Below are 21,733 nucleotides of genomic sequence, written 5' to 3'. Positions count from 1 at the left end.
ACGCAATGATTTAGCGCGCTGGCGCACCAGCGGCCCGGCGGTTACCCACACCGACGCAAAAATGCCGAAGCCGGTACAAGACCGGCTTCGGCACCTTCACGGGCAACCACCCGAATGGCTCAGAGCGGGCCTTGGGAATGCCCCTCGGCCATGGCCACGATGACTTTGCGCGGCCCTTCGAACGGCGAACGCGCATGGGCCGACAACATATTGTCGAGCATCAGTACGTCGCCTTCCTGCCACGGGAAACTGATCGCGCATTCATTGAGCACCGCGCGGATCTGTGCCAGCACTTCATCTTCGATGGCCGAGCCGTCACCGTAATAAACGTTACGCGGCAAGTCCTCCTCATCGACGATATCCAGCAGGCTTTCGCGCACTTCCGGCTGCAAGTTGGAGATGTGGAACAGGTGCGCCTGATTGAACCAGACGTGATCGCCGGTCACCGGATGCACCGCCACCGCCTGACAGGTCTGACGGGTACGCAACTCGCCGTCATCCTTCCACTCGCAAAGGATGCCATGGGCCTTGCAATACGCTTCGACGACCTCGCGGTCGTCGGTGTTGAACACATCTTCCCAGGCCACATCCAGGCCGTTGCCGAAGTTGCGCACATACATCAGACCTTTGCTGACAAAGCGCTCACGAATGGCCACCGGAATACGCCGATAGACTTCGCGACTGTCGGCAATCGGCGTTTCGCCACCGGACTTCGCCGCGATCATGCTGTAGAACCAGATCTTCATCGGCCAGTCGCGGGAATAGGCCTGTTCGTTGTGCAGCGGAATGCTCTGGTGCGCCGGGTATTCGGTCGAGGTGTATACGCCTTGGGTGACGTTGGTGCGCGGCGTGGAGCCGAACTCGTAGTTCAACAGCGGATGCCCGAAGCTGGCCGCGAACTGACGAAACTGTTCAGCGCCGTCGAGACGAAACCCGCGAAACAGCACCCCGCCATCGCGCAGCAGATGCTCATCGACCAGCGCTTTCAATTCATCGAACACCGCCAGCAGGTCGGTATCCACCTCGGTCGCTTCCACCAACAGCGGCAAGCGCCCTCGTTGCGGCAGCAGCGGCCGAACGGAAAACTCCACAGCAACAGCCATGACTGGCCTCCTGTAATCACTCGATTGTGAGCGGTGCGTCAAAACGCCGGTGCCGCCGCTTGCGCATGACGCCGGTGATGGACTTCCAGATGCGTCTTGATGGTGCGGATCACCCGGGCTTCGTGTTCATGGATGAAGAAATGACCACCGGTCATCATGTCCACGGAAAAACTGCCCAGGGTTTCCTTGCTCCAGCCGATCAGTTGCTCAGTGGTCGCGCGGTCTTCCTTGCCGCCCAGCACATGCACCGGGCAATTGAGCAGGGGCCGCTGCGCCGGGGTGAAGCGTCCGCACATCATGAAGTCGGCGCGCAGCACCGGTAGCGTCAGGCTCATGAGCTCCTGGTTGGCCAGCACTTCTTCGCTGGTGCCCTGAAAGGTGCGCAGTTGATCGATCAATTCCTCATCGCTGCGCGCTTCGGCAAACCCGCGATCGTAGTCGCTGCGCATGGTCGGCGCCGCCGTGCCGGAGGCGAACAGCGCCACCGGTTCCGGCGCGCCGAGCTCGCGAAAGGCGTGCGCCATCTCGCACGCCAGCAGCGCGCCGAGGCTGTGGCCGAACAGGGCGTAAGGCATTTGCAGGCCGGGTTTGTGCTCACGGGCCAACTGGCGAGCCAGGGCTCGCATGTCAGTTTGCAGGGGTTCGTCGAAACGGGCACCGCGCCCGGGCAACTCCACCGGTTGCAATTGCAGCCATGACGGCAGTTGGCGCCGCCAGCGGCTGTAGACCATGGCGCTGGCGCCCGAATAGGGCAGGCACAGCAGTGTCAGCTTTGTCACCGCGTTTACCTCAATGGGTTATCTGTAAAAGAGAACGGATGAGGCGTTGCGCGAATTAGTCCGAATGCCGATCACTTCAAATGGCGGAAACTCTGCACAGCCGAACCCAGCACCACCGCCCCCGCCGCAATCGCCAGCCAGAATCCGCTGCGTGCGCCAAACGCATCCACCAACGCACCCGAGCCGGCCGCGCCGATCGCCACACCGATGCTCAAGCCCGTCACCAGCCAGGTCAGGCCTTCGGTGAGTTTGGCCGGCGGCACGATGCGCTCGATCAGCGCCATCGCCACAATCAGCGTCGGCGAGAAGAACAACCCCGCGACAAACACCGCCAGCGACAAACCGACAATATTGCTCGCCAGCAACAGCGGCAGCGTGGTCACCGCCGTCGCCACCCCGCCGTACAGAAACAGGCGCGGCAACGGCAGTTTCGAGCGCATCGCGCCAAACGCGATCCCGGCCAGACACGAGCCGATGGCGTACACCGACAACACGATGCTCGCCGCCGCCGGTTGGCCCTGCTGCTGGGCGAACGCGACGCTGACCACATCGACCACACCGACGATGACGCCCATGGCGAGCATCAATGCCAGCAGCCATTGCACGTCGGTCGAGCGAATGATCGAACCCTGATGCTGTGATTCCTGCGGGTGCACCGCCGGCTCGGTGCTGCGCTGGGCGACAAACGCGGTCACCCCGATCGCCAGCGCCAGTAGCGCGGCCAACGGCCCGGCCTCGGGAAACGCCACCACGCACAAACCCACCGACAGCGGCGGGCCGACGATGAAGCAGACTTCATCGAGCACCGATTCCAGCGCGTAGGCGGTCTGCAATTGCGGCTGGCCGCGATAGATCTCGGTCCAGCGCGCGCGCACCATCGCCGACATGCTTGGCATGCAACCGGCCAGCGCGGCGAAGATGAACAGCGTCCAGGTCGGCGCCTGCAAGCGGGTGCACAGCAACAACATCAACAGCGCCCCGCCACCGATCAATGCCGACAGCGGCAGCACCTTGCCCTGGCCGAAACGATCCACCAGACGCGAGACCTGCGGCGCACAAAACGCCGTGGCCAAGGCAAAGGTCGCCGCCACTGCACCGGCCAGTGCGTACCCACCCTTGAGCTGCGAGAGCATGGTGATCACGCCGATCCCGGTCATGGAAATCGGCATGCGCGCGATCATCCCGGCCAGTACAAAAGCCCGGGCGCCGGGGGCGGTGAATAATTCGCGGTAGGGATTTTCCATGGGGACAGCCTCATCAGGGGTCGCCAAGTTGCCATAAAGGCTGATGAGCGTGGAAGCGGGGAATTGTTGGTGGAATGTGAAGGCCTTGAAGAGCAAAAGATCGCAGCGTGCCGCAGCTCCTACAGGTGCTTACATTCTCTGTAGGAGCTGCGGCACGCTGCGATCTTTTGATCTTTGCTCTGAACTCTCCCGGCCTGCGACCAGTCAGCTAAATAGGCCCTCACTCAAGGCGCGACCCTGCATGCAAATATCCCTCGCCCGCCAAGTGGCGCTGGTCACCGGTGCCAGCTCTGGCATCGGCCACGCCGCCGCCAAAGCGCTGGCCGCTGCCGGCGCAGCTGTCGTGATCAATTACAACCGTCAGGCCGAACCCGCCGAAGCGCTGGCCCGGCAGATCATCGCCGACGGCGGTCAGGCGCTGGCCATCGGCGCCGATATTTCAAAGGAAGACGAGGTCGAACGGTTGTTCGCCGAGACCCTCGAGACCTTTGGCGCGCTGGACATTCTGGTGGCCAATTCCGGCCTGCAAAAAGATGCCGCTGCGGTGGACATGACCCTGGAAGACTGGAACACGGTGATCGGCGTCAACCTCACCGGCCAGTTCCTCTGCGCCCGCGCCGCGCTGCGGATTTTCAATCGTCAGGGCGTGCGTGAAGGCGTGTCCCGCGCGGCCGGCAAGATCATTCACATGAGTTCGGTACATCAACGCATTCCGTGGGCCGGGCACGTCAACTATGCGGCGTCCAAGGGCGGCGTCGATCAGTTGATGCAGACCCTCGCCCAGGAAGTCAGCCAGCAGCGCATCCGCATCAACGGCATCGCGCCGGGGGCGATTCGCACGGCAATCAATCAGGACGCCACCGAAGGCGCTGCCGGTGAGAAGCTGCTGGAGCTGATCCCCTACGGTCGCATCGGCGATGTCGAGGACATCGCCAACGCCGTGGTGTTTCTCGCTTCCGACGCCGCCGACTACATCGTCGGCACCACCCTGTTCATCGACGGCGGCATGAGTCTTTATCCGGAGTTTCGTGGCAATGGCTGAGCATCATCCTGAACGACAAAGCCCGATCGACGCCCACGGCATCATCGGCGACCTGCGCAGTGCCGCACTGGTCAACGACAAGGGCAGCGTGGATTTTTTCTGCTGGCCGGAATTCGACAGCCCGTCGATCTTCTGTTCGCTGCTCGACACGCCCGAGGCGGGGATTTTCCAGCTCGCGCCGGACTTGCCCGATGCCCGGCGCGAACAGATCTACCTGCCGGACACCAACGTTCTGCAAACGCGCTGGCTCAGCGAACAGGCCGTGGTGGAAATCACCGACCTGCTGCCGATCGGCGACAGCGTCGATGACCTGCCGCTGCTGATGCGCCGGGTGCGGGTGGTCAGCGGGGAAGCGACGTTTCACATGCGCTGCGCGGTTCGCCATGACTACGCGCGCGCCAACACCCGGGCGCAGATGGATGAACAATCGGTGATATTTAGCGCCGAGGGTCAGCCATCGTTGCGGCTGGTGGCGGATCAGGCGTTGCACATCGATGGCGAATCGGCCGTTGCCTCCTTCAGTTTGAAACAGGATCAGCACGCCGAATTTGTCCTCGGTGGCGCCGACGATCCGCGCTTCAAGGATGACGGCGCAAAAATGTGCCTGGAGCGCACGCTGAAGTTCTGGCGCGACTGGATCGGCCAGTCCAACTACCGCGGGCGCTGGCGGGAGATGGTCAATCGTTCGGCCCTCGCGCTCAAGCTGCTGACCTCGCGCAAGCACGGCGCGATCCTCGCCGCCGCCACCTTCGGCCTGCCGGAAACCCCCGGCGGCGAGCGCAACTGGGATTATCGCTACACCTGGATCCGCGACGCCTCGTTCACCGTCTACGCGTTCATGCGCCTGGGTTTTGTCGATGAGGCCAACGCCTACATGGGCTGGCTGCGTGGGCGGGTCAGCGATTGTCAGGGTCATTCGACAAAACTCAATATCCTCTATGCGATCGACGGTCGCCAGGAGCTGCCGGAGACCGAACTCACGCACCTCTCCGGCCATGGTGGCGCGCAACCGGTGCGCATCGGCAATGGCGCGTACGATCAGATTCAGCTCGATATCTTTGGCGAACTGATGGACGCGGTGTACCTGGTCAACAAATACGGCGACGCGATTTCCCACCAAGGCTGGAAACACGTGCGCGAAGTGGTCGATCAGGTGTGTGAGACCTGGCAGACAACCGATGTAGGCATTTGGGAAATGCGCGGTGAGCAGCATCACTTCCTGCACTCGCGACTGATGTGCTGGGTGGCTCTGGATCGAGCGATTCGCCTGGCCTCGAAACGCTCGCTGCCGGCGCCGTTCGTTCAGTGGGATCAGACCCGGCAGGCGATCTACGCCGACATCTGGGACAACTTCTGGGACGAGGAGCGCGGGCATTTCGTCCAGTACAAGGGCGGCACCGCGCTCGACGGTTCGATGCTGCTGATGCCGCTGGTGCGCTTCGTCAGCGCCAAGGACCCGCGCTGGCTGTCGACCCTTGAAGCGATCGAAAAGACTCTGGTGCGCGACGGCATGGTTTATCGCTATCGCAACGATGACGCCAACATCGACGGTTTGACCGGCACCGAAGGCGCGTTTGCCGCGTGCTCGTTCTGGTACGTCGAATGCCTGGCCCGGGCCGGTCAGGTGGAAAAGGCGCATCTGGAGTTCGAACAACTGCTGCGCTACGCGAACCCGCTGGGGCTGTACGCCGAAGAGTTCGACAGCAAGGGCCGCCATCTGGGCAATACCCCGCAAGCGCTGACGCATCTGGCGCTGATCAGTGCGGCGAGTTTTCTTGATCGGCGTTTGAGTGGGGAAAAGAGTGTTTGGCAGCCGTAATTTCGCCGCACTCTGTCGGAAATATCCCTTCAACTCGGGTTTTGCAGGACGAATTCCTACACAAAAATAAACGTTGGTGAACTTGTGTGGCGAGGGAGCTTGCTCCCGCCGGGTCGCGAAGCGGCCCCAATCCCTGCGCCACCATTTCTCCAGAAGAACCGCATTGTCTGGCTTTGCGCCTGCTTCGCAGCCGAGCGGGAGCAAGCTCCCTCGCCACACGCCAGGTCATTCAGCCCCTACTTCGTCTAAACAATCCCCGCCCAATCCCTCCCCCGCAACCTGCACTTACACCCTGAAATACCCTGTTGCCAGCTGTTACATCCCCCCCTACCATCCACCGCAACGGGCACAGCGGAGCTGTCCAATAAAACCCGAATTCAAGGAACCAGAATGACCCAGCACGTCCACCGCCCCATCGCCACGCCACTGCGCAGCGGCCTGACCCGCACCCAACTCTGGGATGCCGCCGACAAAGGCCTGATCAAATGCTGGGAAATCGGCCGCCAGCGCGCCACGCGCTTCCCCGACCTTGCGCAACAATGCCTCGCCGGCGAACTGCCGGTACTCGGCTGGAAAGGCGGCGTCAGCCGCAGCCTGAAGAAAAACGAGAAATACGGCTCACTGAAATACCTCGCCCAGTGGCAGGGCTTGCGGGGCGAGGATCTGGATATTGATCTGGGTGAGGAACGTTCGCTGACCTGCTCGCGGACCAAGATGCGGGTGACGTTTACCCCGGACCGGACGAAGTATTTCAATCAGGTGGCGGAAGCCGAGGCTTAAGGAGAAGCAACCCCGACAAGTGACGCTTCCCCTGTGGCGAGGGAGCTTGCTCCCGCCGGGTTGCGAAGCGACCCCATACTTGAATGCACTGCTGCGCAGGCCTGCGGGAGCAAGCTCCCTCGCCACAATAGAATGGTCTAGTGTTGCCTGACGCCCATTGCTGTGGAGTCTGCCGTGTCTGATATTCAACGGGTACCGACACCCAACTTGACCGTAGCCTTTGAACAGCACGGCCCGTCCACCGGCGACGCGGTCATATTGCTGCATGGCTTCCCCTACTCGCCTCGGGCGTACGATGAAATCGCCCCCACCCTCGGCGCCCACGGTTATCGGGTGATCGTTCCGTACCTGCGCGGTTACGGGCCGACTCGCTTCAACCACCCCGAAACACTGCGTTCCGGCCAGCAAGCGGCCCTCGCTCAGGATTTGCTGGAGTTGATGGTTGCGCTGGGTATCGAACAGGCCACGCTTTGCGGTTACGACTGGGGCGGTCGGGCCGCGTGCATCGTTGCGGCGTTGTTTCCCGAGCGGGTGCGCGGGTTGGTGACGGGGGATGGTTACAACGTGCAGGACATCGCCAATTCAACCCGGCCACTGGACCCCGAGACCGAGCACCGTTATTGGTACCAGTACTATTTCCACACGCCACGCGGCGTCGCGGGCCTGACGCAAAACCGGCAGGCGTTCTGTGAACTGCTCTGGAAATTGTGGTCACCGACCTGGGCACGCAACGCCGAACGTTATCCGCTGAGCGCACCGGCCTTCGACAACCCGGAATTCGTCGACGTGGTGATTCATTCCTACCGTCATCGCTTCATGTACGCCGCAGGCGATCCGGCGCTGCAATGGATGGAAGACGCGTTGATCAAACAACCGCCGATCAGCGTGCCCACTATCTCCCTGTGCGGTGCCGACGATGGGGTCGGTCCGGCGCCGGAAGTCGATGAAGACATTGCGCACTTCACCGGCCTGTACGAAAGGCGCGTATTGCACGGTGTCGGCCACAACATTCCCGAAGAAGCACCGCAGCAAACGCTCAAGGCATTACTGGATCTGCTCCAGTGCTGACCGAAAACCGCTCCCGATACGCCTGCGGCGTCACGCCAATCGCCCGCAGAAAACTGCGGCGCAACGTTTCTTCACTGCCAAAGCCGCAATTGGCCGCGATTCGCTTCACTGGCAGCCCGGTGTCACTGAGCAGACGCCGCGCGGTTTCGACGCGGATCAGCTCGATGGCGCGGGCCGGGGTCTGACCGGTGTCGGCGCGGTAGTGGCGGACGAAACTGCGTTCGCTCATGCCAGCCTGTTCGGCCAGGGTCGGCACACCGAGGTCGCAGGTGAGGTTTTCAGCGATCCAGGCGTGCAGCTCATCAAAGCGATTGCCCTGATTCTGCAGGGCCAGGGTCACGCTGAATTGCGATTGCCCGCCGGGCCGTTTGAGGAACACCACCAGATGCCGGGCGACGTCGAGGGCGATGTCGCGGCCCAGATCTTCCTCGACCATCGCCAGCGCCAGATCGATGCCGGCGGTGACGCCGGCCGAGGTCCAGACCGGGCCGTCGTTGATGAAAATCGGGTTGGCTTCGACCTGCAGCTTCGGGTGCTGCTGGGCCAGTTGTTCGCAGCGGGTCCAGTGGGTGACCACGCGACGTCCGTCGAGCCAGCCACTGGCCGCCAACAGGAAAGCGCCGGTGCAGACCGAGGCCACGCGTCGGCATTTCGCCGCATGCTCGCGCACCCAATCCACCAGCGGCACGTCTTCCGCTGCCGGGTAAATGCCCCAGCCACCGGCGATGATCAAGGTATCGCTGGCCTGCCGCGGCAACGGTTCGGCCAGCACCGCCAGCCCTGCCGACGACATCACCGCCCCGCCCTCACTGGCAATCACCGACGGCGCATACGGTACCGGCAAGCCGCGCTGACGAGCGATGTCATTGGCCGAGGCGAACACTTGCAGCGGGCCGGTGACATCGAGGATCTGCATGTTGGCAAACGCGAGTACGTGAATGGCTTTGGGCATTTGGCGTAATTCGTGGGGTTATTGGCGTATACGCCAGAACCTACGCGCCTACAGTGAAGCCGTCCACCCCTCAACTGGAGAAACACCCCATGACGTTGCAGATCGGTTTTCTGTTGTTTCCGCAGGTGCAGCAACTCGACCTGACCGGTCCCTATGACGTACTGGCCTCGCTGCCGGACGTGCAGGTGCATCTGATCTGGAAAGATCTGGTGCCGGTCACCGCCAGCACCGGCCTGCTGTTGAAACCGACCACCACCTTCGAGGACTGCCCGAATCTGGATGTGATCTGCATTCCCGGCGGCGCAGGGGTCGGCGCGTTGATGGAGGACGAGCGCACGCTGAATTTCATCCGGCGCCAGGCGGCGCAGGCGAAGTATGTAACGTCGGTGTGCACCGGTTCGCTGGTGCTGGGCGCGGCGGGACTGCTGCAAGGCAAACGCGCCACCACGCACTGGGCTTATCACGAACTGCTGCCAAAACTCGGCGCAATTGCGGTGCAGGACCGGGTGGTACGCGACGGCAATCTGTTTACCGGTGGCGGCATTACCGCAGGCATCGACTTCGCGCTGGTGCTGGCCGCCGAACTGGTGGGGGCCGAGGCCGCGCAGTTGATTCAGTTGCAACTGGAATATGCGCCTGCACCGCCATTCAATTCCGGCAGCCCTGATACGGCACCGAGCGCGATCGTCGACGAGGCTCGCTTGCGTGCAGCGCCGTCGTTGAAACTGCGCACGGAAATCACCGAGCGCGCCGCCGCGAAACTCAACCTGCGCTGATCCTCAGCCATACACAAAACCTTGTAGGAGCTGCCGCAGGCTGCGATCTTTTGACTTTGGCTTTTCAAGATCAAAAGATCGCAGCCTGCGGCAGCTCCTACCGGAGGATTGCGGCGTGTCACCGTTTCCCGCCACACCTTTACTTGTCCCCACGCCCTCACCCGTGTAGAAAGCCCTTCCACAAAATTCTGCACAAGGACTTTCGATGAAGGCGTTGCCATGGCTCTATCTGGCACTTCTCAGCCTCGGTTATGGATTGGCGTTGAGCTTTGGCCAACTCGGCTGGCTCGCGCTGATCTCCTTCGGATTATTGCTGGTGACCGGTTTCGCCGTGCGCCAACAGCAGGTGCCGGTGGCGCGCCTGCTGGGGCATGCCGTGTTCATTTTCCTCGCGCTGTCGCTGGCACTGCACTGGTTGCCGGGATTCGCCAACGGCCGGGCCATCGCCCCGCTGCGTTTCACCGACGACGCCGTGCCGTTCGCGATGTACCTGAATCTGGACAAACCCCTGATCGGCTTCTGGCTGTTGCTCGCCTGCCCGTGGATTGTCGCGGCACGCTCGCTGCGTCCGACGGTGTACGCCAGCGTCCTCGCCCTGACCTTGAGCGCCGTCCTGGCGCTGGGCGGCGCACTGTTGTTCGGCATGATCGCCTGGGCGCCGAAGTGGCCCGATCAGGCGTGGCTGTGGCTGCTGAATAATCTGCTGCTGGTGACGCTGGTCGAGGAGGCGCTGTTTCGCGGCTATATACAGGGCGGTTTGAGCCGCCTGTTCAAGCACCTGCCGCACGGCGACAACCTCGCCCTGCTGCTGGCGTCGCTGATCTTTGCCCTGGCGCATCTGGGTGCCGGCTGGCACTGGGTGTTGCTGGCGGGTCTGGCGGGTGTCGGCTATGGTCTGGCCTACCGTTTTGGCGGGCTGACGGCGGCGATCGCCACGCATTTCGGGCTGAACCTGCTGCATTTTGCGCTGTTCACCTATCCGATGCTGGCCGCTTGAAGCAAGAGCGGTTTTGCGACGCCGTACTTATATCTGAAAAAAAACTTCAATAATTTCCTGACAACGCCGACAACCTTTCAAAGCCTTGCGGATTGAAAAACCATGCGTAATAACCAGCCCATTACACAACGCGAACGGACTTTCCCGGCTCAGCAGCGGTTGATTTCCACAACCGACGCCAAAGGCGTGATCACCTACTGCAACGACGCTTTCGTCGAAATCAGCGGGTTTTCGCGTGAAGAGCTGATCCGTGCGCCGCACAACCTGGTTCGTCACCCAGACGTGCCGGCGGCGGTGTTTTCGCACATGTGGGGCACACTGAAACAAGGCTTGCCATGGATGGGCATTGTCAAGAATCGCTGCAAATCCGGTGACCACTACTGGGTGAACGCCTACGTGACACCGGTGTTCGACGGCAATCAGGTGGTCGGTTACGAGTCGGTGCGGATCAAACCCACCGCCGAACAGATCCGCCGTGCCGAAGCGCTCTACCAACGCATCAACCAAGGCAAGTCGGCGATCCCTTCCAGCGACAAATGGCTGCCGGTGTTGCAAGACTGGCTGCCGTTCATTCTGGTCAGCCAGCTTAGCTTCGTGATCGGCGCAACCCTGAACTCGCACTGGGGCTTTGCCCTCGCTGCCGGCCTGTCGGTGCCTCTGGGCCTGATGGGCCTGCAATGGCAGCAACGCGGGCTCAAGCGCCTGCTGCGTCTGGCCGAGCAGACCACCTCCGACCCGCTGATCGCGCAGATGTACACCGACAGCCGTGGCGCGCAGGCGCGTCTGGAAATGTCGATCCTCAGCCAGGAAGCGCGCTTGAAAACCTGCCTGACTCGTCTGCAGGACACCGCCGAGCACCTGACCGATCAGGCCAAACAGTCCGACGCCCTGGCGCACAACAGCTCCAGCGGTCTGGAACGTCAGCGCGTGGAAACCGAACAGGTCGCCACCGCCGTCAACCAGATGGCCGCCACCACCCAAGAAGTCGCCAGCCACGTGCAGCGCACCGCTGACGCCACCCAGGAAGCCAACCGCCTGACCGGTCGCGGCCGCGACATCGCCGGGGAAACCCGCGAAGCCATCCAGCGCCTGTCGGTGGTGGTCGGCGAAACCGGCCTGACCGTCACCCAACTGGCCAAGGACAGCGACGAAATCGGCGGCGTGGTCGACGTGATCAAAGGCATCGCCGACCAGACCAACCTGCTCGCGCTCAACGCCGCGATTGAAGCAGCACGTGCCGGCGAAATGGGCCGTGGCTTTGCCGTAGTGGCTGACGAAGTCCGTCAACTGGCGCAACGCACCAGCGAATCCACCGGGCAGATTCATGCCCTGATCGCCAAGCTGCAGCAGACCGCGTCCAGCGCTGTGCAAACCATGGAAGCCGGCCATCGCCAGGCGGAAGAAGGTGTGGCGCGAGTACTGGAAGCGGATCAGGCCTTGGTCGGCATCAGTGAAGCGGTGGCCAACATCACCGACATGACCACGCAGATCGCTGCCGCGACCGAAGAGCAAAGTGCGGTGGCTGAGGAGATCAGCCGCAACATCAGCAATATTTCGGAACTGGCAGATCAGACCTCGGAACAGGCGCATAACTCGGCGTTGCTGAGTGAAGAGCTGACCAAGACGGCGAACACGCAGTATTCGTTGGTGGAGCGGTTTAACCGCTAAAAGCTAAAGATCGCAGCCTGCGGCAGCTCCTACACCGTTTTTTGTAGGAGCTGCCGCAGGCTGCGATCTTTTGACCTTGAAAGCCCGGACAGCGAAAGCGTCCGGGCTTTTTATTGCCAGTCTGAAATTGATGGTGCCTGCCAGATCGCATTCGCGAGCAAGCTCACTCCCACAGGGAAATGCATTCCAAATGTGGGAGCGAGCCTGCTCGCGAAGAGGCCATAACGGCCAGCAAAATTATTGAGACAACTTCAGCTTATCCAGCAGTCGATTGACCAACAGCTCGTTCAGCATGATCACCTGTTGCAGCGCCAGCAGCGGTTTGCGCTCAGGACCTTTCACCGAGTTGGCAATATTGCCGGCCATGGCGTTGGCTGATGACAGTGATTCACTGGCTTCGACGAGAAGTGTTTCGTCATCAAGCGTGGGATCGACCATGTAGATGGGGCGAGCCTTGGGTGGGAAGTACTTCGGAATATCGGGGCCAAGGTAATAGTCGAGTGCGCGGTCGGCGGCTTCTTTTGTCTTTTGGGACTCAAGCTCGGGGTGGTGGGGTATTTCAGTTTCTGGTGGATTGGGCGTGGCTTTGAACATGGATGTAACTCCTATCGCAGATCTCAAGAAGCCATCACCCACGCTACCAAACGATGGGTGGTGGCCATACGCGGGTTGGTAGACCGGCTGCAATAGGAACCCGGCGCTCACGAATGAGCCCCACGCATGACCACCATAAAACCGAGCCCCAAAAAAGGGACTGCATAGGTGTTGCCATACGGCTATTACAGACAGGCTACCAAACCCGATCACTGATTTTCAGTGACAGGCAAACGATATAGCCCGGCCCATAGCCGTGTAAGCCGGCGGATTCTGGCGTACGCGTAGGCAACGGCGCAAGGCGTTGTAGCCGTTATGGCGTAACGGTTCGTGTACTTTAAACGTGCTTGCGAGGTTACGTTTATGCGCAGGGAGTGTCGGGTTTTTCCTGATATTTTGATGGTGTCTGGCAGGCCGCTTTCGCGAGCAAGCTCGCTCCCACATTTTGGACTGTGTGTTTACAGTTAGACATTCATTGCCTGTCAGTCCGTCATCGCTGGCAGGCCAGCTCCCACAAAATCAAGAGCAAAAGATCGCAGCCTTCGGCAGCTCCTACACCGATCACCTGTAGGAGCTGCCGAAGGCTGCGATCTTTTGACCTTGAAAGCCCGGAAAGCGAAAGCTTCCGGGCTTCTTTATTGCCAGTCTGAAACTGATGGTGCGTGGCAGGCCGCTTTCGCGAGCAAGCCCCCACACATTGGATCGGGTGCACCCGCCAAAACCTAGTCGGCTCATAGGCCGTCATCGCTGGCAGGCCAGCTCCCACAAGATCAAGAGCAAAAGATCGCAGCCTTCGGCAGCTCCTACACAAAACCCGCGGCGCAGCCGCCCCACTCCAGGATGAGCGCAAGCTCGGCTATCGCTCTTGATCTTGATTCACGGGCGACGTCGGAAGGCTTCGGTCCGGGATTCATCCGGGGGTGGGAGCGCAGCGACCGTTTGGCGCAGCCAAACACAGCGAGAGGAGGTGCAGCGAAGCAAACCGTAGGCGCTGCGCCCGGATGGATCCCGGAGCGAAGGGACCCCGAGCCCCAGCGAGCGGGCCGAACGCAGGAGCAAGCCTTTTTGGTTACTTTTTCGGCGTCTGGAAAAAGTGACCCGCCGTAAGGGCGGAACCCTAAGCAGCCATAACCGCAGCAACGGATATACACCCCAAACCAAACCTTACCGAAGAAAAGCGGCCACCTTCTGCGCGGCACTCGCCAAATGATCCGAATGCGTAAACCCGGAAACCTTCAGCGGCTTCAAATCATGATCCCCTGCCGCCAGCCAAAACAGCTCAATACTCGGCGCTAACGAATACCCCTCAACCGCCGCAAGATTACCCAGAGCATCCCGCTCCCCCTGCACAATCAAAGTCCGAGTCCGCAAAGAAGCCAAATGCTCAACCCGCGGCTTCTCAGGTTTCCCAACCGCATAAAACGGATATCCAAGACAGACAAGCGCATCGGCGCCCAATTCGTCAGCCAAAAGACTGGCCATCCGCCCGCCCATGGACTTACCACCGATGGCCAAAGTCCCAGCGACATGACGTCGCACTTCAGCGAACACTTCGCGCCAGCACTCAAGCAGTTTCGGCGCCGGATTCGGCGGGCGCTTACTGCCATCCACCCGCCGCTGCGCCATATAAGGAAACTCAAACCGCAACACGTTCACGCCCAATGCAGCAAGGCGCCCAGCCATATCCGTCATCCACTCACTGTCCATCGGCGCCCCGGCACCATGGGCGAGGATGAGCGTCGCCGAAGCCTCGCCAACAGCGGCATCCCACAACCACCCATGATCCCGCACGCACTGCACCCATTGATCCCCGTCAATACTGGCCTTGTGCTGTTTGTCCATGCTTGCCTCGCTTTTAGTCTGCCTATAACTCCAGGCGAAGGATTCGCGGCGTTTTCTGCGCGCGCTCACTTCGGCTGAACCGTGGATGGGGAACCATGAACACTTCTATCAGTACCGCCTACAACTACAAGGTGGTCCGCCAATTCGCCATTATGACGGTGGTGTGGGGCATCGTCGGCATGGGGCTCGGGGTTTTTCTCGCGGCCCAATTGGTCTGGCCTGAACTCAACTTCAATTTGCCCTGGACCAGTTTCGGCCGTCTGCGCCCGCTGCACACCAACGCGGTAATCTTCGCCTTCGGTGGCTGTGCGCTGTTCGCCAGTTCGTTCTACTCGGTGCAACGCACCTGCCAGACGCAATTGTTCGCGCCGAAAATCGCCGCGTTCTGCTTCTGGGGCTGGCAGCTTGTGATTCTATTGGCGGCGATCAGCCTGCCGCTGGGTTACACCAGTTCCAAGGAATACGCCGAGCTGGAATGGCCGATCGACATTCTGATCACCATCGTCTGGGTCGCCTACGCCATCGTGTTCTTCGGCACGATCATGCAGCGCAAGACCAAGCACATTTATGTAGGAAACTGGTTCTTCGGCGCGTTCATTATCACCGTGGCGATCCTGCACATCGTCAACAACCTTGAGTTGCCGGTGAGCCTGACCAAGTCCTACTCGGTGTACGCCGGTGCGACCGACGCGATGGTGCAATGGTGGTACGGCCACAACGCCGTGGGCTTTTTCCTCACCGCCGGGTTCCTCGGGATGATGTACTACTTCGTGCCGAAACAGGCCGAACGTCCGGTGTATTCGTATCGCCTGTCGATCGTGCACTTCTGGGCGCTGATCACCCTGTACATCTGGGCCGGCCCGCACCACCTGCACTACACCGCGCTGCCGGATTGGGCGCAGTCGCTGGGCATGGTGATGTCGCTGATTCTGCTGGCACCGAGCTGGGGCGGCATGATCAACGGCATGATGACCCTCTCGGGCGCCTGGCATAAGTTGCGCAGCGACCCGATCCTGCGCTTCCTCGTGGTCTCGCTGGCGTTTTACGGCATGTCGACCTTCGAAGGTCCGATGATGGCGATCAAGACCGTCAACGCCCTCTCCCACTACACCGACTGGACCATCGGCCACGTTCACGCCGGCGCCCTCGGCTGGGTGGCGATGATCTCGATCGGCGCGCTGTACCACATGATCCCGAAAGTCTTCGGCAAAGAGCAGATGCACAGCATCGGCCTGATCAACGCGCACTTCTGGCTCGCGACCATCGGCACCGTGCTCTACATCGCCTCGATGTGGGTCAACGGCATCGCCCAGGGCCTGATGTGGCGCGCAGTCAACGAGGACGGCACGCTGACCTACTCCTTCGTCGAAACCCTGGTGGCCAGCCACCCAGGCTTCATCGTGCGTCTGGTGGGTGGGGCGATCTTCCTCAGCGGCATGTTGCTGATGGCTTACAACACCTGGCGCACCGTGCGGGCCTCACAGCCTGCTGACGTCGTTGCTGCCGCGCAGATGGCCTGAGGAGTCCGCCATGAAACACGAAACGATTGAAAAGAACGTCGGCCTGCTGATGCTGCTGATGGTGTTCGCCGTGAGCATCGGCGGCCTGACCCAGATCGTCCCGCTGTTCTTCCAGGACGTCACCAACAAACCGGTGGAAGGCATGAAGCCTTACACCGCGCTGCAGTTGGAAGGCCGCGACATCTACATCCGCGAAGGCTGCGTCGGTTGCCACTCGCAGATGATCCGCCCGTTCCGTGCCGAAACCGAGCGCTACGGGCACTACTCGGTGGCCGGTGAGAGCGTATGGGATCACCCGTTCCTGTGGGGCTCCAAACGTACCGGGCCGGATCTGGCACGAGTCGGCGCGCGTTACTCGGATGACTGGCACCGCGCGCACTTGTACAACCCGCGCAACGTCGTGCCTGAGTCGAAAATGCCGGCCTACCCGTGGCTGGTGACGCAAGCGGTCGACAGCAGCCACACCGAAACCAAGCTCAAGACCATGCGCACCCTCGGCGTGCCGTACACCGACGACGACATCAGCGGCGCGGTCGCCAGCCTCAAGGGCAAGACCGAAATGGACGCCCTTGTCTCCTACCTGCAAGTGCTCGGCACTGCGATCAAGAGCAAGAGGTGAGCACGATGATCATTGAAATGAATGCAGGCCTGATTCGCGGCCTCGGCACCGTCGTGGTGTTCGTCGCCTTCGTCGGCCTGACGATCTGGGTGTTCAACCGCAAGCGCACGCCGGAGTTCGCCGAAGCGCGCCTGCTGCCGTTCGCCGACGAGCCGCAACCCGACAGCCAACCAGTATCTGAACCAAGGAGTACCCGGCCATGACCACCTTCTGGAGTACGTGGATCTGCGTACTGACCATCGGCAGCCTGATCGGCCTGACCTGGTTGCTGATCGGCACCCGCCGGGGCGAGACCAAGGGCAGCGTCGACCAGACCATGGGCCACAGCTTCGACGGCATCGAGGAGTACGACAACCCGCTGCCGCAGTGGTGGTTCATGCTGTTCGCCGGCACGCTGGTGTTTTCCGTGGGCTATCTGATCCTGTATCCGGGCCTGGGCAACTGGAAAGGCATCCTGCCCGGCTACGAGGACGGCTGGACCGGCGTCCACGAGTGGGAAAAGGAAATGAACAAGGCCGACGCCAAATTTGGGCCGATCTTCGCCAAATTCGCCGCCATGCCGGTGGAGGAAGTGGCGAAGGATCCGCAGGCGCTGAAAATGGGTGGCCGGTTGTTCGCCTCCAACTGCTCGGTGTGCCACGGTTCCGACGCCAAGGGCGCGTTCGGCTTCCCTAACCTGGCCGACAAGGACTGGCGCTGGGGCGGCGATGCCGAAACCATCAAGACCACCATCATGGGTGGCCGGATGGCGGCGATGCCGGCCTGGGGCGAAGTGCTCGGCGAGACGGGTGTGAAGAACGTCGCCGCATATGTGCGTCACGAACTGGCCGGCCTGCCGCTGCCAGCCGACAGCAAGGCGAATCTGCAAGCCGGACAGCAAGCGTTCAGCACCACCTGCGTAGCCTGTCATGGGGCAACCGGCCACGGCACTGAAGCCATGGGTGCGCCGAATCTGACGCACCCGGCCGGATTTATTTATGGCACGAGTCTGACGCAGCTTGAGCAGACCATCCGCCACGGTCGCCAGGGCCACATGCCGGCACAGAACGAACTGTTGGGCAATGATAAAGTGCAATTGCTCGCCGCTTATGTGTACAGCCTTAGTCATGGATTGAATACAGAAAAACTGATTACTGAAGACAACAAACAGTAAGCATTGCGTACACCTCTGCCGCACCATTCTCGGTGCGGCAGCATCCCGCCCCTTTGCGACGCATTGTCGCACCCCGTCACACCCTCTCCTTTCGGTTCCCCGGATTCGGGTCTACGCTTGCTCGATGCGGACTGGCTTGTGCTGGTTCCAGGTCAACGCTGACTGCTGTGTTCTACGAACCGGCTGACTGATGTGGCCGCAAACGCCGGTAGATACCGGCTGTCGTGCCATTTACCGTCCGTCACCCGAACTGAGCGTTTGAACACACCCCGTTACAAGCGACCTGATCCCCTCGCTTTTTTCATCCGCTGCGACATTTTGTCCGAGGTCAATTTTGACCTTACGCGGCGTATGGAAAGGCCGCAGAATCAGCGTTGGAAAGCATTGACCCAGGTCATGGCGCGTTGCAATGACCCCCTGCTCTCTGCATACTTGCGGCCGATTTTAATCCTAATAAAACACCCAAACCGTGGAACCTTAGAATGAGCACAGCAATCAGTCCGACTGCTTATAACTATAAGGTAGTCCGCCAGTTCGCCATCATGACGGTGGTCTGGGGGATCCTTGGCATGGGGCTTGGTGTCTTCATCGCCTCGCAACTGGTCTGGCCGGAGTTGAACTTCGGTCTGCCGTGGACGAGCTTTGGACGCCTGCGCCCGTTGCACACAAACCTGGTGATTTTCGCCTTCGGTGGTTGTGCACTGTTTGCCACTTCCTACTATGTCGTGCAGCGAACCTGCCAGACGCGACTGATCTCCGACAGCCTTGCCGCCTTCACCTTCTGGGGCTGGCAGGCGGTCATCGTCGGCGCCATCATTACCTTGCCACTGGGTTACACCACCACCAAGGAATACGCCGAACTGGAATGGCCGCTCGCCATTCTGCTGGCCATTGTCTGGGTCTCCTACGGGCTGGTGTTCTTCGGCACCATCACCAAGCGCAAGACCAAACACATCTATGTCGGTAACTGGTTCTACGGCGCATTCATCGTTGTGACGGCGATGCTGCACATCGTCAACCACGCCTCCCTGCCAGTGAGTTTCTTCAAGTCCTACTCCGCCTACTCGGGCGCGACCGACGCGATGATCCAGTGGTGGTACGGCCACAACGCCGTGGGTTTCTTCCTGACCACCGGCTTCCTCGGGATGATGTACTACTTCGTGCCGAAACAGGCCGAACGTCCGATCTACTCCTATCGCCTGTCGATCGTGCACTTCTGGGCGCTGATCACCCTGTACATCTGGGCCGGCCCGCACCACCTGCACTACACCGCACTGCCGGACTGGGCGCAGTCGCTGGGCATGGCAATGTCGATCATCCTGCTGGCACCAAGCTGGGGCGGCATGATCAACGGCATGATGACCCTGTCGGGCGCCTGGCATAAGCTGCGCACCGACCCGATCCTGCGCTTCCTCGTGGTGTCGCTGGCGTTCTACGGCATGTCGACCTTCGAAGGTCCGATGATGGCGATCAAGACCGTCAACTCGCTCTCGCACTACACCGACTGGACCATCGGCCACGTTCATGCCGGCGCGCTGGGCTGGGTGGCGATGATTTCGATCGGCGCGATCTACCACATGATCCCGAAACTGTTCGGTCGTGCGCAGATGCACAGCGTCGGCCTGATCAACGCGCACTTCTGGCTCGCAACCATCGGTACTGTGCTGTACATCGCCTCGATGTGGGTCAACGGCATCACTCAGGGTCTGATGTGGCGTGCAATCAACGATGACGGCACCCTCACCTACTCGTTCGTCGAGGCGCTGCAGGCCAGCCACCCGGGCTACATCGTCCGTGCCCTGGGCGGTGCTTTCTTCGCCAGCGGCATGTTCCTGATGGCTTACAACGTCTGGCGCACCGTGCGCGCCTCGAACGCGGCTGAAGCCGAAGCCGCCGCCCAGATCGCTGTTGTTGGAGCTCACTGATGAAGCATGAAGCTGTCGAGAAGAATATTGGCCTGCTGGCCTTCTTCATGGTCATTGCCGTCAGCATTGGCGGCCTGACCCAGATCGTTCCGCTGTTCTTCCAGGACGTCACCAACAAGCCGGTCGAGGGCATGAAGCCGCGTTCGGCACTGGAACTGGAAGGCCGCGACGTCTACATCGCCAACGGTTGTGTCGGCTGCCACTCGCAGATGATCCGTCCGTTCCGCGCTGAAACCGAACGCTACGGCCACTACTCGGTCGCCGGTGAAAGCGTCTGGGACCACCCGTTCCTGTGGGGCTCCAAACGTACCGGTCCGGACCTGGCTCGCGTGGGCGGTCGTTACTCCGATGACTGGCAACGTGCGCACCTGTACAACCCGCGCAACGTGGTGCCTGAGTCGAAAATGCCGGCTTACCCGTTCCTCGTGGAAAACAAGCTCGACGGCAAAGACACGGCCAGGAAAATGGAAGTGTTGCGCACGCTCGGCGTCCCTTACACCGACGAAGACATCGCCGGTGCAAAAGATGCCGTGAAGGGCAAAACCGAAATGGACGCGCTGGTGGCCTACCTTCAGGGCCTGGGCACCATCATCAAAAGCAAACGGTGATTCTTTATGGATATCGGGATGATTCGCGGCCTGGGCACCGTCGTCGTGATGGTGGCCTTCATCGGTTTGGCGTTATGGGTGTTCAGCCCCAAGCGCAAGTCGGAGTTTGAAGACGCAACCTTGCTGCCTTTTGCGGATGATCCCGAAGCCATCAAGCACGTCGAGCAAGCTTCTAGGAGTAACAAAGAATGACTACATTCTGGAGTCTGTACGTCACAGTCCTCAGTCTCGGTACGATCTTTTCCCTGACCTGGCTGCTGCTGTCGACCCGCAAGGGCCAGCGCAGCGAGCAGACGGAAGAGACCGTGGGCCACTCCTTCGACGGGATCGAGGAGTACGACAACCCACTGCCGAAATGGTGGTTCATGCTGTTCGTGGGCACCATCGTGTTCGCCCTCGGTTATCTGGTGCTGTACCCGGGCCTGGGCAACTGGAAAGGCCTGCTGCCGGGCTACAACTACCTCGATAACGACAAGCAGACCGCGTTCGCCAACGGCCAGACCGGCTGGACCGGCGTACACGAGTGGGAAAAGGAAATGGCCCGCTCGGACGCTAAATTCGGTCCGATCTTCGCCAAGTTCGCGGCGATGCCAATCGAAGAAGTCGCCAAGGATCCGCAAGCGCTGAAGATGGGCGGCCGTCTGTTCGCCTCCAACTGCTCGGTGTGCCACGGTTCCGACGCCAAGGGCGCCTATGGCTTCCCGAACCTGACCGACGCCGACTGGCGCTGGGGCGGCGAGCCGGAAACCATCAAGACCACCATCATGGGCGGTCGACACGCGGTGATGCCAGCCTGGGCCGAAGTCATTGGCGAACAAGGCGTAGCCGATGTCGCAGCCTTCGTGGTGACCCAGCTCGATGGCCGCAAACTGCCGGAAGGCACCAAGGCTGACCCGGCCAACGGCCAGAAACTGTTCGCCGCCAACTGCGTGGCCTGCCACGGTCCGGAAGGCAAAGGCACGCCAGCCATGGGCGCACCGAACCTGACCCACCCGGCCGCGTTCATTTACGGTTCGAGCTTCGCCCAGCTGCAGCAGACCATCCGTTACGGCCGTCAGGGCCAGATGCCTGCCCAGGAACAACTGCAAGGCAACGACAAGGTCCACCTGCTGGCAGCGTACGTGTACAGCCTGTCCCACGGTGAAAAAGCGCCGGAAGCCGAGGCGCAGTAAGGCCAACGCCTGACGCAAAATAAAGCCCCCGCCAGTGCTCTGGCGGGGGCTTTTTTATGGGCGACACCCTTG

General features: G+C 61.2%; 21 protein-coding genes. 15 read left to right on the top strand and 6 right to left on the bottom strand.

Annotation, left to right across the window (positions count from 1 at the left end):
• Window positions 1–119: 119 nt before the first annotated feature.
• The 3 genes from LOY52_RS09605 to LOY52_RS09595 form a co-directional block, all read right to left on the bottom strand.
• Window positions 120–1,103: a TauD/TfdA family dioxygenase gene (locus LOY52_RS09605; protein ID WP_258679228.1), complete on the bottom strand. Its 984-nt coding sequence runs from the start codon at window positions 1,101–1,103 to the stop codon at window positions 120–122.
• A 38-nt stretch (window positions 1,104–1,141) separates the two neighbouring features.
• Window positions 1,142–1,882 (bottom strand): thioesterase II family protein, encoded by a 741-nt coding sequence (locus LOY52_RS09600; protein ID WP_258679226.1) that lies wholly within the window; start codon window positions 1,880–1,882, stop codon window positions 1,142–1,144.
• A gap of 71 nt (window positions 1,883–1,953) precedes the next feature.
• On the bottom strand, window positions 1,954–3,126 hold the full coding sequence (locus LOY52_RS09595; protein ID WP_258679224.1) for an MFS transporter: 1,173 nt from the start codon (window positions 3,124–3,126) through the stop codon (window positions 1,954–1,956).
• A gap of 241 nt (window positions 3,127–3,367) precedes the next feature.
• Here LOY52_RS09595 and LOY52_RS09590 point away from each other — a divergent pair, with 241 nt between their 5' ends.
• The 4 genes from LOY52_RS09590 (at window position 3,368) to LOY52_RS09575 (ending at window position 7,835) form a co-directional block, all read left to right on the top strand.
• The gene (locus LOY52_RS09590) at window positions 3,368–4,168 is read left to right on the top strand and encodes an SDR family oxidoreductase (RefSeq protein WP_258679222.1); all 801 of its coding nucleotides are present in this window, start codon (window positions 3,368–3,370) and stop codon (window positions 4,166–4,168) included.
• Window positions 4,161–5,987 carry a glycoside hydrolase family 15 protein gene (locus LOY52_RS09585; protein WP_258679220.1) on the top strand — a complete coding sequence of 609 codons (1,827 nt, stop codon included), beginning with the start codon at window positions 4,161–4,163 and terminating at the stop codon, window positions 5,985–5,987. Before LOY52_RS09590 ends, LOY52_RS09585 begins: the two co-directional genes overlap by 8 nt.
• 390 nt (window positions 5,988–6,377) lie before the next feature.
• The gene (locus LOY52_RS09580; RefSeq protein ID WP_258679217.1) at window positions 6,378–6,767 is read left to right on the top strand and encodes a hypothetical protein; all 390 of its coding nucleotides are present in this window, start codon (window positions 6,378–6,380) and stop codon (window positions 6,765–6,767) included.
• 174 nt (window positions 6,768–6,941) lie between these two features.
• On the top strand, window positions 6,942–7,835 hold the full coding sequence (locus tag LOY52_RS09575) for an alpha/beta fold hydrolase (RefSeq protein ID WP_258679215.1): 894 nt from the start codon (window positions 6,942–6,944) through the stop codon (window positions 7,833–7,835).
• Here LOY52_RS09575 and LOY52_RS09570 read toward each other — a convergent pair.
• Entirely contained in the window at window positions 7,804–8,787 is a 984-nt protein-coding gene (locus LOY52_RS09570; protein WP_258679213.1) for a GlxA family transcriptional regulator, read from the bottom strand. The genes LOY52_RS09575 and LOY52_RS09570 overlap by 32 nt on opposite strands.
• 89 nt (window positions 8,788–8,876) lie before the next feature.
• Between LOY52_RS09570 and inhA the strand changes: the two genes are divergently transcribed.
• The 3 genes from inhA (at window position 8,877) to LOY52_RS09555 (ending at window position 12,228) form a co-directional block, all read left to right on the top strand.
• Window positions 8,877–9,563 carry an isonitrile hydratase gene (inhA, locus tag LOY52_RS09565; protein ID WP_258679212.1) on the top strand — a complete coding sequence of 229 codons (687 nt, stop codon included), beginning with the start codon at window positions 8,877–8,879 and terminating at the stop codon, window positions 9,561–9,563.
• A 205-nt stretch (window positions 9,564–9,768) separates the two neighbouring features.
• Window positions 9,769–10,560, top strand: a complete 792-nt coding sequence (locus LOY52_RS09560) for a CPBP family intramembrane glutamic endopeptidase (RefSeq protein ID WP_258679210.1) — start codon at window positions 9,769–9,771, stop codon at window positions 10,558–10,560.
• 102 nt (window positions 10,561–10,662) lie between these two features.
• Window positions 10,663–12,228 (top strand): PAS domain-containing methyl-accepting chemotaxis protein, encoded by a 1,566-nt coding sequence (locus LOY52_RS09555; RefSeq protein ID WP_003223402.1) that lies wholly within the window; start codon window positions 10,663–10,665, stop codon window positions 12,226–12,228.
• Between the two features lie 237 nt (window positions 12,229–12,465).
• On the opposite strand, the gene LOY52_RS09550 is transcribed toward LOY52_RS09555, so the two are convergent.
• Together LOY52_RS09550 and LOY52_RS09545 are read right to left on the bottom strand one after the other, a co-directional pair.
• A complete protein-coding gene (locus LOY52_RS09550; RefSeq protein WP_258679208.1) occupies window positions 12,466–12,822 on the bottom strand; it encodes a DUF6124 family protein in 357 nt (118 codons plus the stop codon).
• 1,164 nt (window positions 12,823–13,986) lie between these two features.
• A complete protein-coding gene (locus LOY52_RS09545) occupies window positions 13,987–14,664 on the bottom strand; it encodes an alpha/beta family hydrolase (RefSeq protein ID WP_258679206.1) in 678 nt (225 codons plus the stop codon).
• Window positions 14,665–14,759: 95 nt separating this feature from the next.
• Between LOY52_RS09545 and ccoN (LOY52_RS09540) the strand changes: the two genes are divergently transcribed.
• From ccoN (LOY52_RS09540) to ccoP (LOY52_RS09505), 8 genes are all read left to right on the top strand, one after another.
• Window positions 14,760–16,184, top strand: a complete 1,425-nt coding sequence (gene ccoN / locus LOY52_RS09540; protein WP_103368400.1) for a cytochrome-c oxidase, cbb3-type subunit I — start codon at window positions 14,760–14,762, stop codon at window positions 16,182–16,184.
• Between the two features lie 10 nt (window positions 16,185–16,194).
• Window positions 16,195–16,803, top strand: a complete 609-nt coding sequence (gene ccoO, locus LOY52_RS09535; RefSeq protein ID WP_003223389.1) for a cytochrome-c oxidase, cbb3-type subunit II — start codon at window positions 16,195–16,197, stop codon at window positions 16,801–16,803.
• Window positions 16,804–16,808: 5 nt separating this feature from the next.
• Window positions 16,809–17,006 carry a cbb3-type cytochrome c oxidase subunit 3 gene (locus LOY52_RS09530; protein ID WP_258679843.1) on the top strand — a complete coding sequence of 66 codons (198 nt, stop codon included), beginning with the start codon at window positions 16,809–16,811 and terminating at the stop codon, window positions 17,004–17,006.
• Entirely contained in the window at window positions 17,003–17,956 is a 954-nt protein-coding gene (gene ccoP / locus LOY52_RS09525) for a cytochrome-c oxidase, cbb3-type subunit III (RefSeq protein WP_258679205.1), read from the top strand. The genes LOY52_RS09530 and ccoP (LOY52_RS09525) overlap by 4 nt, the downstream gene beginning before the upstream one ends.
• A gap of 482 nt (window positions 17,957–18,438) precedes the next feature.
• Window positions 18,439–19,881, top strand: coding sequence for a cytochrome-c oxidase, cbb3-type subunit I (gene ccoN, locus LOY52_RS09520; protein ID WP_007969186.1), 1,443 nt, complete (start codon window positions 18,439–18,441; stop codon window positions 19,879–19,881).
• Window positions 19,881–20,489, top strand: coding sequence for a cytochrome-c oxidase, cbb3-type subunit II (ccoO, locus tag LOY52_RS09515; RefSeq protein ID WP_258679204.1), 609 nt, complete (start codon window positions 19,881–19,883; stop codon window positions 20,487–20,489). The genes ccoN (LOY52_RS09520) and ccoO (LOY52_RS09515) overlap by 1 nt, the downstream gene beginning before the upstream one ends.
• A 6-nt stretch (window positions 20,490–20,495) precedes the next feature.
• Window positions 20,496–20,681, top strand: a complete 186-nt coding sequence (locus LOY52_RS09510) for a CcoQ/FixQ family Cbb3-type cytochrome c oxidase assembly chaperone (protein ID WP_003175465.1) — start codon at window positions 20,496–20,498, stop codon at window positions 20,679–20,681.
• Window positions 20,678–21,661 carry a cytochrome-c oxidase, cbb3-type subunit III gene (gene ccoP / locus LOY52_RS09505; protein WP_202369687.1) on the top strand — a complete coding sequence of 328 codons (984 nt, stop codon included), beginning with the start codon at window positions 20,678–20,680 and terminating at the stop codon, window positions 21,659–21,661. Before LOY52_RS09510 ends, ccoP (LOY52_RS09505) begins: the two co-directional genes overlap by 4 nt.
• Window positions 21,662–21,733 lie beyond the last annotated feature (72 nt).

The sequence above is a fragment of the Pseudomonas sp. B21-051 genome, from assembly GCF_024748795.1.
Taxonomy (GTDB): Bacteria; Pseudomonadota; Gammaproteobacteria; order Pseudomonadales; family Pseudomonadaceae; genus Aquipseudomonas; species Aquipseudomonas putida_A.
The sequence above is the reverse complement of the archived record's forward strand: the minus strand, read 5'-3'. Positions and strand labels throughout refer to the sequence as shown.

Excerpts from the sequence above, each read along its gene's own strand:
- LOY52_RS09605 (WP_258679228.1), bottom strand. The coding sequence starts at position 1,103 with ATGGCTGTTGCTGTGGAGTTTTCCGTTCGGCCGCTGCTGCCGCAACGA.
- LOY52_RS09595 (WP_258679224.1), bottom strand. The coding sequence starts at position 3,126 with ATGGAAAATCCCTACCGCGAATTATTCACCGCCCCCGGCGCCCGGGCT.
- LOY52_RS09590 (WP_258679222.1), top strand. The coding sequence starts at position 3,368 with ATGCAAATATCCCTCGCCCGCCAAGTGGCGCTGGTCACCGGTGCCAGC.
- LOY52_RS09585 (WP_258679220.1), top strand. The coding sequence starts at position 4,161 with ATGGCTGAGCATCATCCTGAACGACAAAGCCCGATCGACGCCCACGGC.
- LOY52_RS09580 (WP_258679217.1), top strand. The coding sequence starts at position 6,378 with ATGACCCAGCACGTCCACCGCCCCATCGCCACGCCACTGCGCAGCGGC.
- LOY52_RS09570 (WP_258679213.1), bottom strand. The coding sequence starts at position 8,787 with ATGCCCAAAGCCATTCACGTACTCGCGTTTGCCAACATGCAGATCCTC.
- inhA (WP_258679212.1), top strand. The coding sequence starts at position 8,877 with ATGACGTTGCAGATCGGTTTTCTGTTGTTTCCGCAGGTGCAGCAACTC.
- LOY52_RS09560 (WP_258679210.1), top strand. The coding sequence starts at position 9,769 with ATGAAGGCGTTGCCATGGCTCTATCTGGCACTTCTCAGCCTCGGTTAT.
- LOY52_RS09555 (WP_003223402.1), top strand. The coding sequence starts at position 10,663 with ATGCGTAATAACCAGCCCATTACACAACGCGAACGGACTTTCCCGGCT.
- LOY52_RS09550 (WP_258679208.1), bottom strand. The coding sequence starts at position 12,822 with ATGTTCAAAGCCACGCCCAATCCACCAGAAACTGAAATACCCCACCAC.
- LOY52_RS09545 (WP_258679206.1), bottom strand. The coding sequence starts at position 14,664 with ATGGACAAACAGCACAAGGCCAGTATTGACGGGGATCAATGGGTGCAG.
- ccoN (WP_103368400.1), top strand. The coding sequence starts at position 14,760 with ATGAACACTTCTATCAGTACCGCCTACAACTACAAGGTGGTCCGCCAA.
- ccoO (WP_003223389.1), top strand. The coding sequence starts at position 16,195 with ATGAAACACGAAACGATTGAAAAGAACGTCGGCCTGCTGATGCTGCTG.
- LOY52_RS09530 (WP_258679843.1), top strand. The coding sequence starts at position 16,809 with ATGATCATTGAAATGAATGCAGGCCTGATTCGCGGCCTCGGCACCGTC.
- ccoP (WP_258679205.1), top strand. The coding sequence starts at position 17,003 with ATGACCACCTTCTGGAGTACGTGGATCTGCGTACTGACCATCGGCAGC.
- ccoN (WP_007969186.1), top strand. The coding sequence starts at position 18,439 with ATGAGCACAGCAATCAGTCCGACTGCTTATAACTATAAGGTAGTCCGC.
- ccoO (WP_258679204.1), top strand. The coding sequence starts at position 19,881 with ATGAAGCATGAAGCTGTCGAGAAGAATATTGGCCTGCTGGCCTTCTTC.
- LOY52_RS09510 (WP_003175465.1), top strand. The coding sequence starts at position 20,496 with ATGGATATCGGGATGATTCGCGGCCTGGGCACCGTCGTCGTGATGGTG.
- ccoP (WP_202369687.1), top strand. The coding sequence starts at position 20,678 with ATGACTACATTCTGGAGTCTGTACGTCACAGTCCTCAGTCTCGGTACG.